Source organism: Yimella sp. RIT 621 (assembly GCF_004146205.1).
Lineage (GTDB): Bacteria > Actinomycetota > Actinomycetes > Actinomycetales > Dermatophilaceae > Yimella > Yimella lutea.
In genome coordinates, this window is record NZ_SEIP01000009.1 from 162,220 (window position 1) to 177,153 (window position 14,934).

The window sequence follows — 14,934 nt, forward strand, 5'->3', positions numbered from 1 at the left end:
GCGCCGGTTCTTCGAGGAAATTCTCCCAGCCCGGTGACAACGGCGTCACACTCAGGGGAACGACCGTCGTGCGCTCGACCGTGACCGGCAAGGTGCCGGCGGCGATCGGTCAGTCCCGACCGGCCAGTTCGGCGCGAAGCCGTTCGCCCTTGGCCGTCGCCTGAGCATTGAGGTCTTCCTGGAAGCGCAGCATCTCGCGGCGCAGGCGCTGTGCTTCTTCGTCCGAACCGGACGCGAGGATGCGGGCAGCGAGCAGTCCGGCGTTGCGAGCGCCCGCGACCGAAACCGTTGCCACCGGCACACCAGCCGGCATCTGCACGATCGACAGCAACGAGTCCATCCCGTCGAGGTACTTCAGCGGCACCGGCACACCGATGACCGGCAACGGGGTGACGGAGGCGAGCATCCCCGGAAGGTGCGCTGCTCCCCCGGCGCCTGCGATGATCACCCGCAGCCCGCGATCGGCAGCGCCGCGTCCGTACTCGATCATCTCGGTCGGCATCCGGTGCGCCGACACGACGTCCACCTCATAGGCGATGTCGAACTCCTCGAGCGCTTCGGCCGCAGCCTGCATGACCGGCCAGTCGGAGTCGCTGCCCATGACGATGCCGACGACGGGGTTCTGATCGTCTTGTGAACTCATTCGGTGATCACTCCCTGCAGGTAATCGGTCGCATGCTGTGCTCGCTCGCGCAGCGCAAGCAGGTCATCGCCGTAGACGTTCACGTGACCGATCTTGCGGCCCGGGCGGACATCCTTGCCGTACATGTGAATCTTCAGACCAGGGTCGCGCGCCATCAAGTGGCGGTAGGTCGGATACAACTCGGGATAGTCACCGCCGAGGACGTTGCCCATCACCGTCCACCGGCTCCGGGCCCTCGTGTCACCCAGCGGCAGGTCGAGCACCGCACGTAGGTGCTGTTCGAACTGGCTGGTCACCGAGCCGTCCATCGTCCAGTGGCCGCTGTTGTGCGGACGCATCGCCAGCTCGTTCACCACGTAGGCCGAGTTGCCGTCGGCATCGTCGATCTGGAACACCTCGACCGCCATCACGCCGGTGACACCGAGTTCTGCGGCGATGGTCAGAGCGTCGCGCGTCAGGCGTCCGGCGAGTTCTTCGTCGAGATCGGCAGCAGGGGCGATCACCTCGGTGCAGATGCCGTCGGTCTGCACGGTGTGCACGACCGGCCACACGGCGGCCTGCCCGCTCGGGCTACGCGCAACGAGCACCGCGAGTTCGCGCCTGAACGGCACCGCCTGCTCGATCAGCAGCTGCTCGCCACCCGAGAGACGGTCCACCCAATCGGACGCTTCCGCAACGCTTTTGGCCAGTAACACTCCCTTGCCGTCGTACCCGCCGCGCGGCGTCTTCAACACGACCGGCCAGCCGTGCTCGGTCGCGAACTGCTCCACCTGGTCGATCGAGTCGACCGCTGCCCACGGCGGACAGGGGATGCCGAGTTGGGTGAGCCGCGCCCGCATGACGAGTTTGTCCTGCGCGTTCGCCAGAGCGTCCGGGCCGGGGTGCACCCGCACCCCGTCGTCCACGAGCGCCCGCAGGATGTGCTGCGGCACGTGCTCGTGGTCGAAGGTCACCACGTCGCACTGGGCCGCGAAGGCACGGACGGCGTCCAGGTCGGTGTGTGCGCCGACCGGCGAGGACGGAACGACGAGCGCCGCCGAGTCGTCGCAGGACTCGGACAGCACCGTGAGGGTGACCCCCAGGTTCACCGCGTACGGGGCACACATCCGAGCCAACTGCCCGCCACCGATGATTCCGACGACCGGGAAACCTCCCGGAGCGCGTTGTGGAGTTCCGCCTGAGCTTCCCTGTGAATTCACAGCGCACACGATAACGAGGAACCGATGATCACCGACTACCCTCTCCTTGTGCAGCAGACCCCCCAGCCGACTCTCGTCCAGCGTCTCTGGCACGAGGTCGCGAAGTTCGGGATCGTCGGAGCCGTCAGTTTCGTGGTCGACATGGGTCTGTTCAATCTGTTGGTGAACGGCGCAATGGATTCGAAGATCACGACCGCCAAGATCATCAGCGGCGCGGTCGCGACCGGTGTCGCCTGGATCGGTAACCGTTTCTGGACCTTCCGTCACCGGCGCAACCGTCCGGTGCACCACGAGGTCGCGCTGTTCTTCCTGGTGAACGGGATCGCCCTGGGCGTCTCTGCGCTGTGGGTTGCGTTCACGCACTACACGCTCGGTCTCGACGGCCCGGTCTGGCTGAACGTCAATGCGTTCATCGGCATCGGTCTCGGCACCCTGTTCCGGTTCTGGACCTATCGGCGCTTCATCTTCTCCGCCGAGTTGGAGGACGAGGAGAACGACCTGGCGTTGGTCGACCAGCACACACCCGCTCGCGTCGACTGACGCCCGACGACAGATCTCAGTCGCCGAGCCCGATCGTCCGTTGCGGCGCCTCGCCTGCCGACAAGAACAACGCGAAGATCGCCGGTCGGGCACTGCGTAGCTCAAGTCGTCCGCCGGCCGCGTCAGCGAGGTCCCGGGCCAGTCCCAGTCCGAGTCCGGTGCCGCCGGTCGACACCTGACGGTCGAACACTTTCGGTGCGATTGCCGGGTCGACTCCCGCCCCGCGGTCGCTCACCTCGACCACCACGGACGGGCCGCTGCGGCGTGCTCTGACCTCGACGGTGCCCGACCCGTGCTGCAAGGCGTTCTCGAACAGCGTCGACAAGATCTGCGACAGCGCACTGCGCGTCACCATCACCCACAAACCGCGCTCCCCGCTGACCAGCACCGAGCGACGGGCGTCGGCGAAGGCCGGTTGGAACTCTCGCTGCAAGGCCGCGATCACCGAGTCGAGCGATGTCGCCGGCATGGACGCCGTCGGCGTGCTGCGGGCCCTCTGCAACAGTTGGTCGACCACGCCGTTGAGCCGCTCGACCTGGGAGATGCCGACCTTCGCCTCCTCGTGAGCGGCGGGCAGGTCGTCCGCTATCGAGATCTCCTCCAACCGCATCAGCAGTGCGGTCAACGGGGTACGCAACTGGTGGCTGGCGTCGGAGGCGAACTCTCGCTCCGCCGCGAGCGATCGGGTGAGCTCACTGGTGCGTCGTTCGAAGACATGCGAGATGCGGTTGACCTCGTCAATGTCCGTGCGCAGCGGCGTGAAGACGGCAGACCCGTCACCGAACAGTTCGGCTTGTGCGGCGAGTTGTTGCACCGGTTCGGAGACCGAACGGGCGGTGCGTCGTGCGAACACATAGCCGACGACCCCGGCGAGGATGCACAGGACGACGATCCCCAGGCGCCGCCACCAGCCGACCGCGAAGATCATCGACGGCAGGACGACGATCAGCAGGGCGACGACGACGGAGGCCGTGGCCTGGCGGACGAGTTTGTGCTGCACCGCCGGTCAGCTCTCGTCCGGTGCCTCGAATCGGAAGCCCACACCCCGGATGGTGGTGATGAACCGCGGGTCGGACGCATCGTCCCCGAGCTTGCGACGAAGGACGGACACGTGCATGTCGAGGGTCTTCGTCGAGCCGAGCCAGGCGGTCTCCCAGACCTCGCGCATCAGCTGTTCGCGTGAGACGACCTTTCCCTGCTCTCGGACGAGCACGCGGAGCAGGTCGAATTCCTTTGCGGTGAGCTGGAGTTCGTCGGATCCGCAGAATGCGCGCCGGGCTTCGGCGTCCATCCGTACCAGCGGGGCGCAGATCATGTCCTGCGGCGAACGACGCAGCAATGCTCGGGCGCGAGCCAGCAGCTCGGCGAGCCGGAACGGCTTGGTGACGTAGTCGTCGGCCCCCGCGTCGAGTCCGACGACGGTGTCGACCTCGTCGGCACGTGCGGTGAGGATCAGCACCGGCACGGGGTAGCCCTCGGCACGCAGCGTGCGGCAGACCTCCAAGCCGTCCATCCTCGGCAGGCCGAGGTCGAGGATCAGCAGGTCGGGGCTGTCGCGGCCGCCCTCGAGCGCGTCCTTGCCGTCCTGGCGGATGTCGACCTCATATCCCTCTCGGCGCAGTGCGCGCGCGAGCGGCTCGGAGATCGCAGCATCGTCTTCGGCCAGCAGGACTCGGGTCATGGCGCGAATCGTAGCCGTCACGGCCCCGGCCACCGCGGAGCACGCTTCTCGGCGAAGGCCCGGACACCCTCGGCGCGGTCGGGTGAGAACGCGGTGGCGTGCCAGCAAGCGTCCTCGATCTCCAGACCGGCGTGCAGGTCGGTGCCCGAGCCGAGTCGCATCGCCTTCTTGGCGTTACGAAGGCCCACGGGCGAGTTCTGCGCGATCGTCTCGGCGAGCTCGAGGGCTCGGTCCCGCGCTCCGCCGGCGGGTGCGAGTTCTTCGACGAAGCCCAACTCGTGCGCCTCCTGCGCGGTGAACTTACGGGCGCTGAAGATGACCTTGGCCGCCTTGCCCCAGCCGACCCGACGCACGAGCAGTTGGGTGCCGCCGCCACCGGGGATGACTCCGACCGAGACCTCCGGCAGACCCAGGGTGGCGGATTCTCCGGCGATGACCACGTCGCAGGCGAGCGCGATCTCGGCGCCACCGCCGAGCGCGAATCCGTCGACCGCCGCGATCATCGGCACCGGCAGGTCGAGCACTCCGGTGTAGGCCGCACGGGCGATCGGACGCTGAGCGATGAGGTCGGCGTCGCTGAACCCGTTGCGCTCTTTCAGGTCAGCGCCGACGCAGAAGGCCTTCGGGTGGGAGCTGCTCACGACGACGGCCCGGACGCTCGGGTCCGCAGCGAGTTCGCCGGTGGCGTCCGCCAACGCGCGAGCCATCTGCGTGGAGACGGCGTTCATCGCCTCGGGTCGGTCGAGCACCAGCTCGGCGATGTGACCGTCGGCGTGGCGTCGGACGGTGATCATCGATTCAACTCCTCGTGGATGTGGGTATGGCTGCCGGTGCGGCTCACGGCTGACACGTTCACCTCGCCGACGCCGGCGAGTTGGGTGGGGCCGGCGGCGAACACGTCGACACCGTCGATCTTGCGCATCGCGTCGGCGACGTCCTCGTCGACCAGCACCTCGCCGGACGCGGCGAGCGCCGTGAGCCGGCTGGCCCGGTTGACCGTGTTGCCGTAGATGTCGCCCTGCCGAGCAAGCACCCGGCCGGTTGCGACGCCGATCCGGATCTTGCGCAGCAGTGGGTCGGCTTCCACCGCCGCCAGCAGGTCGAAAGCGATCTGCACTCCCCCCGAGATGGTCCGGTGCGTGAACAGCACCTCGTCACCGACGGTCTTCACCACGGCTCCGCCGGCCTGCGCGACCACATCGGAGGCAAGCGTCTCGAAGCGGATCACCAGCAGCGCGAGGTCGCGTTCGCTCATCGACCGGACGCGTTTGGTGAAGTCGACCAGATCGGCGAATCCGACGGTGCGGACGACTCCGACGTGCGACTCGGGTTCGGCGTCGGCGACCATGCGCGCGATCGAGTTGGCGACATTGCGCCGGGTGACGTGCTCGACCAGCGGGACAAGGTGGTCAGCGACTGCGACCATGCGTTCGGCCACGTCGGCGGCGCGTTCCGTGTCGACCTCGAATCCTTCGTCGGCCAGCATCATGTCGCTGATCAGTTGCAGGGTCCACATCGCCATCCGGTCGGTGCTGCGACCGACGGCGCGGGCGATACCGATGGCGGTCTGCTCGTTGATCAGCCCCTGGCCGACCATCTCGACCATGCGACGGACGGCCTCGACATCGCGCTCGTTGAACACCACGTCCTCGTCACGTGCGTTGGCGAATCCGAGTGCACGCCACAGGCGCCGGGGGAAGTCGGAGTCGACGCCGGCCAGTTCACTGACGTCGGCGCGGCGCAGGGTGCGGGGGCTGTGCAGCAGTTGTTCCTCGATCCGGTCGACGAACCGGGCTCGGTCGACGGGGCGCAGATCACTGGCGGGTGGCATCGCCGGACGAACGTGCACCACGTCGCCGACCGCGTGCGGTGTGCGGGCGCCGTCGGACTGTTCGAGCACCAATCGGCCGGACTCGTCGATGTCGACGGCGACACCCTCGGCGTCCGCGGCGTGGGCGGTACTGACCTTCACGTGCTGCCCCACCGTGACGCACGCCGCCCGGTAGTCGTCGTCCAGATTGCTTGTGCCCCAAACTTTCTGGATCTCAGCAAGCTCGTCGAGGATGGCGACGATGATGGGCTCGCGATCCAGATAGACGCCGTTGATCGACAGCGAGGTTGCCGCGTCCGACGGCAGTTCGCTCTCGTTCTGCCACACGTTCAGACCGATGCCGACGATGACACCGGGATGTTCGCCACCCGTTGCCTCGCACAGGATTCCGCCGAGCTTGCGCCACGTGCCGGACTCGGTGCACACCAGAATGTCGTTGGGCCACTTGAGTCCGACGTCCAGGTGGGTCAGCCGGCTCAGCGCGGTGCGGACGCAGAGCCCGACCAGGAGTGGCACCCAGCCCCAGCGGCGGGGATCGTCCGGCAGCGGAAGAGTTGCCGACAGCGCGATGCTCGAACCGTGCGGAGCGTGCCATTGACGATCGAGCCGGCCGCGGCCGGCGCTCTGGTGATCGGCGACCACCACCCGCCACGGACGAGGGTCGGCGCCGAGGACGGCATTGGTGGAGTCGACCGACCCGAGCACCTCCACGTCGTTCCACGGAGGAGAGGGCACGTCTCGGCGAAGCCGCTCGGACTCCAGGACGGGTGCCATGCGCACAAGGCTATTGTCTGATCCCATGACGGGTAAGGCAGGTCACACTTCCGGAGCCGACGACGCCGGTAAGCAGTCGCCGGCGATCGACATTCACACGACCGCGGGACGGCTCGCCGACCTGCACCTGCGCATCGATGAAGCCGTGAACGCCGGCAGCGCCAAGGCGGTCGAGAAACAGCACGCCAAGGGCAAGAAGACCGCTCGTGAACGGATCGAGCAGTTGCTCGACCCGGGTTCGTTCATCGAGCTCGACGCACTCGCACGTCACCGCTCCACTGCTTTCGGTCAGCAGAAGAAGCGCCCGTACGGCGACGGGGTCGTCAGCGGCTACGGCACCGTCGACGGACGCACGGTGTGCGTCTTCTCCCAGGACTTCACCGTGTTCGGCGGATCGTTGGGCGAGGTCTTCGGCGAGAAGATCGTGAAGGTCATGGATCTCGCGATGAAGATCGGCTGCCCGGTCGTCGGCATCAACGACTCCGGTGGCGCGCGCATTCAGGAGGGCGTGGTCGCGCTCGGTCTGTACGCCGAAATCTTCCGCCGCAACGTCCACGCGTCCGGCGTCATCCCTCAGATCTCACTGATCATGGGCCCGTGCGCGGGAGGTGCCGTCTACTCCCCCGCGATCACCGACTTCACGGTGATGGTCGACCAGACCTCGCACATGTTCATCACCGGCCCCGACGTCATCAAGACCGTCACCGGTGAGGACGTCGGCTTCGAGGAACTCGGCGGTGCACGCACCCACAACAGCCGCAGCGGCGTGGCCCACTACATGGGCAGCGACGAGGACGACGCGATCGAGTACGTGCGGTCGCTGCTGAGCTACCTGCCGCCGAACAACCTCGATCCCGGCGACGTGTTCGCCGCGGTCGATGAGGCCGAACTCGTGATCAACGATGCCGACCTCGAACTCGACACCATCATCCCCGATTCGCCGAACATGCCGTACGACATGGTGACGGTCATCGAACACGTCTGTGACGACGGCGAATTCATGCAGGTGCAGGAGTTGTTCGCACCCAATATCGTCACTGGTTTCGGACGCGTCGACGGGCAGAGCGTCGGCGTCGTGGCGAACCAGCCGATGCAGTTGGCGGGAACGCTCGACATCAACGCATCGGAGAAGGCAGCGCGTTTCGTGCGTACTTGCGACGCGTTCAACATCCCGATTCTTACCTTCGTCGACGTGCCCGGCTTTTTACCCGGCACCGACCAAGAATGGGGCGGCATCATCCGGCGCGGTGCGAAGCTGCTGTACGCGTACGCCGAGGCGACCGTTCCGTTGATCACCGTGATCACCCGCAAGGCCTACGGCGGCGCGTACGACGTGATGGGTTCCAAGCACCTCGGCGCCGACATCAATCTCGCCTGGCCGACCGCGCAGATCGCGGTCATGGGCGCTCAAGGTGCGGCAAACATCCTGTACCGCAAGGACATCGCCGCCGTCGCCGCCGAGACCGACAACGATCCGGCCGCCGTCGACAAGCGCCGCCAGGAACTGATCCAGGAGTACGAGGACACCCTCGCCAATCCGTACATCGCGGCCGAGCGCGGTTACGTCGACGCGGTGATTGCGCCGTCCGAGACGCGCACCCAGGTGATCCGTGCCCTGCGCGCACTGAAGACCAAGCGGGAGAGCCTGCCACCCAAGAAGCACGGAAACATCCCGCTGTGAGCCAGGAGCAGAGCGCGCAGCCGGGCACCATCCGATTCGAGACGTCCGCAGTCACGCCCGAGGAGATGGCAGCGGTCGTCGCCGTGCTGTCCGCCGCCGGTGGCGGTGGAGGCGATTCCTCGATGCCTCGATCGGAGTGGGCCGGACGCGCCCGCGTCGGCTGGCGCACCAGCGGTCTTCCGGCCGCGAGGTTCGTGGAGCGGTTGCCACGCTGAGAAGCGGCGCCCCTGCCGCACAACGAAATTCAGACTGAACGCCCGGCCTTCATGGCCGGGCGTTCTGCATGACCGATCCCACCTCATGTCATCATCCGGACAGGCCTGGTGTCTCCGCGCTCGTCACCATTAGCTTTCGTTTTGTTATTCCAAACACAACGTTATGAATGGAGACTGGCATGCGCAAGCTCGTCCTGCTCGCCCTTGTCGGACTGGGAGCCCAACTCGTCGACGGAAGCCTGGGTATGGCCTACGGCGTCACCTCCACGACGCTGCTCCTGGCGATCGGCACCAATCCCGCCGCCGCATCAGCCACAGTGCACCTGGCGGAGATCGGCACAACGCTCGCTTCGGGGACGGCCCACTGGAGGTTCGGGAACGTCGACTGGCCCGTCGTGTTCAAGGTCGGACTCCCCGGTGCGCTGGGCGCGTTCGCCGGAGCGACCTTCCTGGCGAACCTGTCGACCGACACGGCCAAGCCGGTCATGGCTCTGATCCTGTTCGCGCTGGGGCTGTACGTGCTCGCGCGCTTCACCGTGCGCGGGCTGCGCACCGACAGGCTCGGTCAACCGCTGCGCAAGCGATTCCTTTCTCCGCTGGGGCTCTTCGCAGGATTCGTCGACGCAACCGGCGGCGGTGGCTGGGGGCCGGTCGGCACGCCGGCCCTGCTGGCGAGCGGTCGGCTGGAGCCGCGCAAGGTGATCGGTTCGATCGACACCAGCGAGTTCCTCGTCTCGGTGGCCGCGAGCATCGGATTCCTTGTCGCCCTCGGTTCGCAGGGCGTGAACTTCGGCTGGGTCGCGGCTCTGCTGATCGGCGGACTCATCGCCGCACCGATCGCCGCATGGCTGGTGCGACACGTACCACCGCGCATCCTCGGCTCGGCGGTCGGTGGACTGATCCTGGTCACCAACGCCCGCACCCTGCTCAAGAGCGACTGGCTCGACGCATCCGACACAACTCGGTACGTGGTGTACGCAGCCTTGTACGCGTTGTGGGCCGCAGCGGTCAGCTACAGCTGGCGTGCGTACCGCAAGGAGCAGACCATCCCGGCGCATGAGGAGCGACCGGCCGCGACCGCGTCCGCCTGATCCGTTCTTGGACGACGCCCGCGACCGGGCTCAGGCCGTCGCCGCATCCTGGCCGCGTCCGACGGCGACCGTGGCGAGTGCCCAGATCCCCATCATCACGGCCAGCACCGTGACCGCGAGGACGAAGTCGGCAGACGCACCGTAGAGCGCGCCGACGGCCACCGGGCCGACGGACGCGAGCAGGTAACCGGCACCTTGACCGACCGCCGAGACGGCGGGCACATCGGACGGGTCGTGCTGGTGCGCGATCGCGGAGAGGGCAATGGCGAGCGGCAGCCCCTGGCACAGGCCACACAGCAGCACGCCGAACGCTGCAGGCACCGCGCCCAGCACGAGCAGGACGAGTCCCGCGACGTACGTGGCGGTGATCGCAGCGATCCAGGTGATCCGCCGATTCGAACCCAGCACCCGGGTGCCCAACAGAGAGCCGGGGAAGCCGAGCAGACTGAACAACCCCAACGCGATTCCCGCGGACGACGGTGACCATCCCTGATCGGTGAGCATCGTCGGCAACCAGTTGACGAGCGTGAAGAAGGCCAGCGACTGCAGACCCATCACCAGGACGATGAGCCAGGTGCCGGGACGGGCCGCGACCGCGCGGATACGGGTCACGGGCGGCTCGACGCAGCCACGTCACTGCGGTTGCGTCGAGCCGCGAGCGTCCACCAGGCCAATACCGCGAGCGCCGGCACCAGCCAGAGGCCGATGACGAACGGCCACTCCCAGCCGAGACCGTCGATGAGCGGCCGGGTCAGGAACCCGCCGCTCGCTCCACTGATCTGGAGGGCCACGGTGTACAGGCCCATCACGTACGCGAGATGCGCCGGGAACCGAAGCCGGGCGATCGCAGGAATCACCACATTGGCGATGGCGATACCCAGTCCGATCAGGAGCGTGCCGGTGAAGAAGGTGGGCGGGGTGACGACGAAACGGACGGCGATGCCGACGACGATGGCGGCGACCGCGACCCCGAGTGTTCGCTCGACTCCGACGCGTGCCGCGAGCGGCGGTGTGAGACAGGCGAAGACACCGAAGCAGATGAGCGGGAGCGTCGTCACCAATCCGGCAGCGACGGCGCTCAGGTGCAGGTCGTCACGGATGAGGGAGAGCGCCGGCGGGACGCTGGTGACCGGCGCACGGATCACGAAGGTCGCCAGCAGAAGGGCCAGGAGCAGGGCCGGTGCGGCGACTCGTTTCACCCGCCGAGTCTAGGCACCCGTCCGCGGCCTGCCCCGGCACCTGCCTTCCGCGCCGTCACAAATACGGTGTCGACCCGACGGGTGACGGGATAGGTTCGAGCGCGTGACTTCGAACCGCGAATACACCGCCATCGACCGGATCGCCGACGACCACCATGACGCGACCGTCGCCCTCAGCCCACTGACCGCCACCTACCTCGGCGTGCCCGGGCACGACCACGAGATGGACGACTTCTCGCCCCCCGGCCACCGGGCGAAGGCCGACCTCGCTCGGCAGACGCTCACGAAGTTGGATGCAGCGCAACCGGTGGACGACGTCGACCGGGTGACGCTCAGCGCGATGCGCGAGCGCCTCGAGCTCGAGGTCGAGGCGTTCGAGGCCGGCATCCCGCTCGCGTCCCTCAACGTGATCGCGTCGCCGCTGCAGGAGATGCGCGACATCTTCGACCTGATGCCGACCGACACCGACGAGCAGATCGAGACCATCGGACGCCGGATGCAGACGCTGCCGAGGGCGCTCGACCAGTGGTTCGAGTCGCTGGCCGAGGCCGCGTCCCGTGGTGATGTCGCCGCCAAGCGCCAGGTCGAAGCCTGCATCAAGCAGACCGAGGACCACACCGCGGACGACGGCTATTTCACGACGTTCACGCAGCAGCACCCGCAGATCGCCGACCAGATTCGTTCTGCCGCAACGGCTTACGCAGACGCAGGACGTCGCCTGCGTGAGGAGATCCTCCCGAAGGCGCCGGAGGCCGACGGCTGCGGACGCGACAAGTACCCGCTGTACAGCCGCCAGTTCCTCGGTGCCGCCGTCGACCTGGAAGAGACGTACGCCTGGGGGCAGGAGGAACTCGCGCGGATCACCGCCGAGATGGCCGCGGTTGCCGAGCGCATCCAGCCCGGAGCCACCGTCAAGGAGGCCACAGCTGCTCTCGACGCCGACCCGAAGTACCAGTTGCACGGCACGGACGCGCTGCAGAAATGGATGCAGGAGAAGGCTGACGAGGCGATCACCGAACTCGCCGGAGTGCACTTCGACGTGCCCGAACCCGTCCACATCATCGAGTGCATGATCGCCCCGACCCAGTCCGGCGGCATCTACTACACAGGCCCGTCCGACGACTTCAGCCGTCCGGGGCGCATGTGGTGGTCTGTGCCGAAAGGCGTGACCGAGTTCGGCACCTGGCGCGAGCTCACCACCGTCTATCACGAGGGGGTCCCGGGGCATCACCTCCAGGTCGCGCAGACGATGTTCCGCAGCGAACTGCTCAACAAGTGGCGCCGCATGGATGCGTGGACCTCCGGCCACGGTGAAGGTTGGGCGCTCTACGCCGAGCGGCTGATGGACGAACTCGGCTACATGGACGACCCGGGCAACCGCATGGGCATGCTCGACGGTCAGTCACTGCGTGCGGCCCGCGTCGTGCTCGACATCGGGTTCCACTGCGGTTTCGAGGCACCCGAGGAAGTGGGCGGCGGCGAATGGACCTACGACAAGGCGTGGACCTTCCTCAACGCGCACTGCGACATGAACGAGGGCTTCCTGCGCTTCGAACTCGACCGATACCTGGGCTGGCCGGGGCAGGCCCCGTCGTACAAGATCGGCGAGCGCCTGTGGATGGAATTGCGCGCCGAGGTCGCCCGCCGCGAAGGTGACGACTTCGACCTCAAGACCTTCCACCGCCGCGCCCTCGACATCGGCAGCGTGGGCCTCGACACCTTGCGTGAGGCCGTTCTCGCCTGATCTCCTTCATGCACACCGCGTTCGGTATGACGGGAGCGACAGCAGCGCGCGCTACAGGATGAGCGTTCGCGGGATCATACTGACGCGGTGGAATTCGCCCAGATCACTCTTGCCCTGCTCGCCGTGGTCGTCGCGGTCACGGCGGTCTGTCGACGGTTCGGCCTGTCGGCTCCGCTGATCCTCACCGCGATCGGCGCGGTTGCCTCGTTCGTGCCGTGGATGCCCGACGTACATGTCGAACCGCACGTCGTCCTGCTCGGATTCCTCCCGCCGTTGCTCTATGCCGCGGCGATCAACACGTCCCTCATCGACCTCGGACGCGAGCGTGGCTCGATCATCGGGCTGTCCGTATTCCTCGTGCTGGCAACGGCGTTCGCCGTTGCTGCGGTCGCCTGGGGTCTCCTCGCCGCACTGCCGTTCGCCCTCGCGCTCGCGCTCGGCGGTGTGGTCGCACCGCCGGACGCGGTCGCGGCCACAGCGATCGCCCGACGTATCGGACTCCCCCGCCGCATCGTCTCCATCCTCGAGGGCGAGTCACTCTTCAACGACGCCACCGCGCTCGTCATCGTCAGCCTGTCCATCGAGGCGTCCACCCATGAAGTGACGGGAGTCGACGTCCTCGTCTCGTTCCTGCGTTCCTCGCTGGGCGGCATCCTCATCGGACTCCTCGCCTATCGGCTGATCCAACTGGTGCGCCGCCACCTGCGCGACACGACCACCAACGTCGCGGTCTCGTTCATGACGCCGTGGATCGCCTACATCCCGGCCGAACTCGTCCACTCCTCCGGTGTCGTCGCCGTGGTGGTGTGCGGCGTGATGTTGGCGCACACCTCCCCGGTCGATCAGACACCGTCCGCCCGCGTGGCGCAGCGGATGAACTGGGGCACGATCCAGTTCATCCTGGAGAACCTCGTCTTCCTGCTGATCGGCCTGCAGGCGCGCACGATCCTGCAGGAGATGCAGGCCTCGCCGCTCGGTCTGGGACGCAGCGTGCTCGTTGCGACGGCGGTGCTGGCGACGGTCGTGGTGGTGCGACCGGTGTGGCTGCTGGCATGGGCCTGGGTGCGTCGTGTCAGAGGTACAGACGGCGGTCTCTCCGTGCGCGAGAGTGCGGTTGCGTCCTGGGCCGGCATGCGCGGAGTGGTCACACTGGCAGCCGCGTCACTGCTGCCAGAGGACGCACCCGAACGCGGCGTGCTCGTCTTCACCGCGCTGGTCGTGACGCTCGGCACCCTCATCCTGCAGGGCTTCACCCTCGGCGCGGTCGCCCGCAAGCTTGACCTGCACGGACCCGACCCGCGCGAGACGGCGCTGCAGTACGCGCAGATGTTGCAGATGGCAGTCAACGCCGGGGAGCGACGACTGAACGAGGAGATCGCGAAGTCTCCCAATGTCCCCGAGCCGACCGTCGAAGCACTCCGGGACCAGGCGAAGCGACGGGTCAACCCAGCATGGGAACGACTGGGCCGCAACGATCCCGACGTCGAGAACCCCTCGACGACCTATCGCCGGCTGCGTGAATCGATGCTCGATGCCGAACGGGAGAAGCTGCTGAAGCTGCGCGACAAGGGCGTCATCGACCACGAGGTGCTGGTCGAGATCATGGCCGGCATCGACGTCGAGGAGTCGATGATCGCCCAGAACAACGACCGCGACGAGCGGGTCGGCGACGACACGCTGTTGACGCCGCAGGAGCGACAGTTCGGGTGCGAGGAACTGCGCGAGGCGCCGGACACCGTCGAACCGCTCTCCCACGACAGTTGCCCCGAGTGCATGCGGGACGGGCTCCACCCGGTCTCGTTGCGGCTGTGCCTGACCTGCGGGAACGTGGGCTGCTGCGACTCCTCCGTCGGCAAGCACGCGAGCGCGCACTTCGAACGCACCGGCCACCCGGTGATGAGGTCCTTCGAGCCGGGCGAGGCGTGGCGGTGGTGCTACACGCATCACCTCCTCGGCTGACTGTGCTCCACCGGCGGGACACCTCGAACATCCACGTGGACCCGGCCACCTGGTGGGCGCACCGGGCGCCGTTCTATGTTGCTCGACGTGACTGACACGTGAGGCCGCGGGCTATCGCTGACCGCAGGTCGATGGTGGACACGACGTCGGTCCGTCAGAGGCCTTCGGTGTCCCGGTAGGTCTGTAGGAGTCCGGGTTCGGTGGTGTAGGTGCGGCCGGTGGGTGAGGTCCAGGTGCACACGCCGGCGGTGTTCATGACCACCTGCCAGCCGCTTTGTTTCATTTTGTGGTGGTGTCGGCACAGGCATTGCAGGTTGGTGTCGGTGGTGGGTCCGCCGCGTTGGTAGGCGGTGACGTGGTCGGTGTCGGTGAACACT

General features: G+C 67.3%; 15 protein-coding genes. 6 read left to right on the forward strand and 9 right to left on the reverse strand.

The window, feature by feature from the left end:
* Positions 1 to 109: 109 nt before the first annotated feature.
* Together purE and EU513_RS10470 are read right to left on the reverse strand one after the other, a co-directional pair.
* Positions 110 to 643, reverse strand: a complete 534-nt coding sequence (gene purE, locus EU513_RS10465) for a 5-(carboxyamino)imidazole ribonucleotide mutase (protein ID WP_129625832.1) — start codon at positions 641 to 643, stop codon at positions 110 to 112.
* The gene (locus EU513_RS10470) at positions 640 to 1,842 is read right to left on the reverse strand and encodes a 5-(carboxyamino)imidazole ribonucleotide synthase (protein WP_240796014.1); all 1,203 of its coding nucleotides are present in this window, start codon (positions 1,840 to 1,842) and stop codon (positions 640 to 642) included. Before EU513_RS10470 ends, purE begins: the two co-directional genes overlap by 4 nt.
* Before the next feature lie 24 nt (positions 1,843 to 1,866).
* On the opposite strand from EU513_RS10470, the gene EU513_RS10475 reads away from it, so the two are divergent.
* Positions 1,867 to 2,382, forward strand: a complete 516-nt coding sequence (locus EU513_RS10475; RefSeq protein ID WP_129625833.1) for a GtrA family protein — start codon at positions 1,867 to 1,869, stop codon at positions 2,380 to 2,382.
* A 16-nt stretch (positions 2,383 to 2,398) separates the two neighbouring features.
* On the opposite strand, the gene EU513_RS10480 is transcribed toward EU513_RS10475, so the two are convergent.
* From EU513_RS10480 to EU513_RS16415, 4 genes are read right to left on the reverse strand one after another with little or no spacing between them, the layout of a single operon-like run.
* The gene (locus EU513_RS10480) at positions 2,399 to 3,382 is read right to left on the reverse strand and encodes a sensor histidine kinase KdpD (protein WP_240796015.1); all 984 of its coding nucleotides are present in this window, start codon (positions 3,380 to 3,382) and stop codon (positions 2,399 to 2,401) included.
* A gap of 6 nt (positions 3,383 to 3,388) precedes the next feature.
* Entirely contained in the window at positions 3,389 to 4,063 is a 675-nt protein-coding gene (locus EU513_RS10485; protein WP_129625834.1) for a response regulator transcription factor, read from the reverse strand.
* 17 nt (positions 4,064 to 4,080) lie between these two features.
* Entirely contained in the window at positions 4,081 to 4,857 is a 777-nt protein-coding gene (locus EU513_RS10490) for an enoyl-CoA hydratase/isomerase family protein (RefSeq protein ID WP_129625835.1), read from the reverse strand.
* Positions 4,854 to 6,668: a biotin--[acetyl-CoA-carboxylase] ligase gene (locus EU513_RS16415; RefSeq protein WP_240796016.1), complete on the reverse strand. Its 1,815-nt coding sequence runs from the start codon at positions 6,666 to 6,668 to the stop codon at positions 4,854 to 4,856. The genes EU513_RS10490 and EU513_RS16415 overlap by 4 nt, the downstream gene beginning before the upstream one ends.
* Positions 6,669 to 6,693: 25 nt before the next feature.
* On the opposite strand from EU513_RS16415, the gene EU513_RS10505 reads away from it, so the two are divergent.
* From EU513_RS10505 to EU513_RS10515, 3 genes are all read left to right on the forward strand, one after another.
* The gene (locus tag EU513_RS10505) at positions 6,694 to 8,349 is read left to right on the forward strand and encodes an acyl-CoA carboxylase subunit beta (protein WP_129625836.1); all 1,656 of its coding nucleotides are present in this window, start codon (positions 6,694 to 6,696) and stop codon (positions 8,347 to 8,349) included.
* Positions 8,346 to 8,564: an acyl-CoA carboxylase epsilon subunit gene (locus EU513_RS10510; protein ID WP_129625837.1), complete on the forward strand. Its 219-nt coding sequence runs from the start codon at positions 8,346 to 8,348 to the stop codon at positions 8,562 to 8,564. The genes EU513_RS10505 and EU513_RS10510 overlap by 4 nt, the downstream gene beginning before the upstream one ends.
* Positions 8,565 to 8,743: 179 nt before the next feature.
* Positions 8,744 to 9,655 carry a sulfite exporter TauE/SafE family protein gene (locus EU513_RS10515; RefSeq protein WP_129625838.1) on the forward strand — a complete coding sequence of 304 codons (912 nt, stop codon included), beginning with the start codon at positions 8,744 to 8,746 and terminating at the stop codon, positions 9,653 to 9,655.
* Positions 9,656 to 9,685: 30 nt separating this feature from the next.
* Here the strand turns inward: EU513_RS10515 and EU513_RS10520 are convergent, their stop codons facing one another.
* Positions 9,686 to 10,267, reverse strand: a complete 582-nt coding sequence (locus tag EU513_RS10520) for an MFS transporter (RefSeq protein ID WP_129625839.1) — start codon at positions 10,265 to 10,267, stop codon at positions 9,686 to 9,688.
* Positions 10,264 to 10,854 carry an MFS transporter gene (locus EU513_RS10525; RefSeq protein ID WP_129625840.1) on the reverse strand — a complete coding sequence of 197 codons (591 nt, stop codon included), beginning with the start codon at positions 10,852 to 10,854 and terminating at the stop codon, positions 10,264 to 10,266. The genes EU513_RS10520 and EU513_RS10525 overlap by 4 nt, the downstream gene beginning before the upstream one ends.
* 103 nt (positions 10,855 to 10,957) lie before the next feature.
* Between EU513_RS10525 and EU513_RS10530 the strand changes: the two genes are divergently transcribed.
* Both EU513_RS10530 and EU513_RS10535 read left to right on the forward strand, forming a co-directional pair.
* Entirely contained in the window at positions 10,958 to 12,598 is a 1,641-nt protein-coding gene (locus tag EU513_RS10530) for a DUF885 domain-containing protein (RefSeq protein WP_129625841.1), read from the forward strand.
* An 87-nt stretch (positions 12,599 to 12,685) separates the two neighbouring features.
* Positions 12,686 to 14,557, forward strand: coding sequence for a Na+/H+ antiporter (locus tag EU513_RS10535; RefSeq protein ID WP_129625842.1), 1,872 nt, complete (start codon positions 12,686 to 12,688; stop codon positions 14,555 to 14,557).
* A gap of 154 nt (positions 14,558 to 14,711) precedes the next feature.
* On the opposite strand, the gene EU513_RS10540 is transcribed toward EU513_RS10535, so the two are convergent.
* Positions 14,712 to 14,934 (reverse strand): HNH endonuclease (locus EU513_RS10540; protein WP_129625843.1); only part of this gene is annotated, 223 nt, incomplete at its 5' end.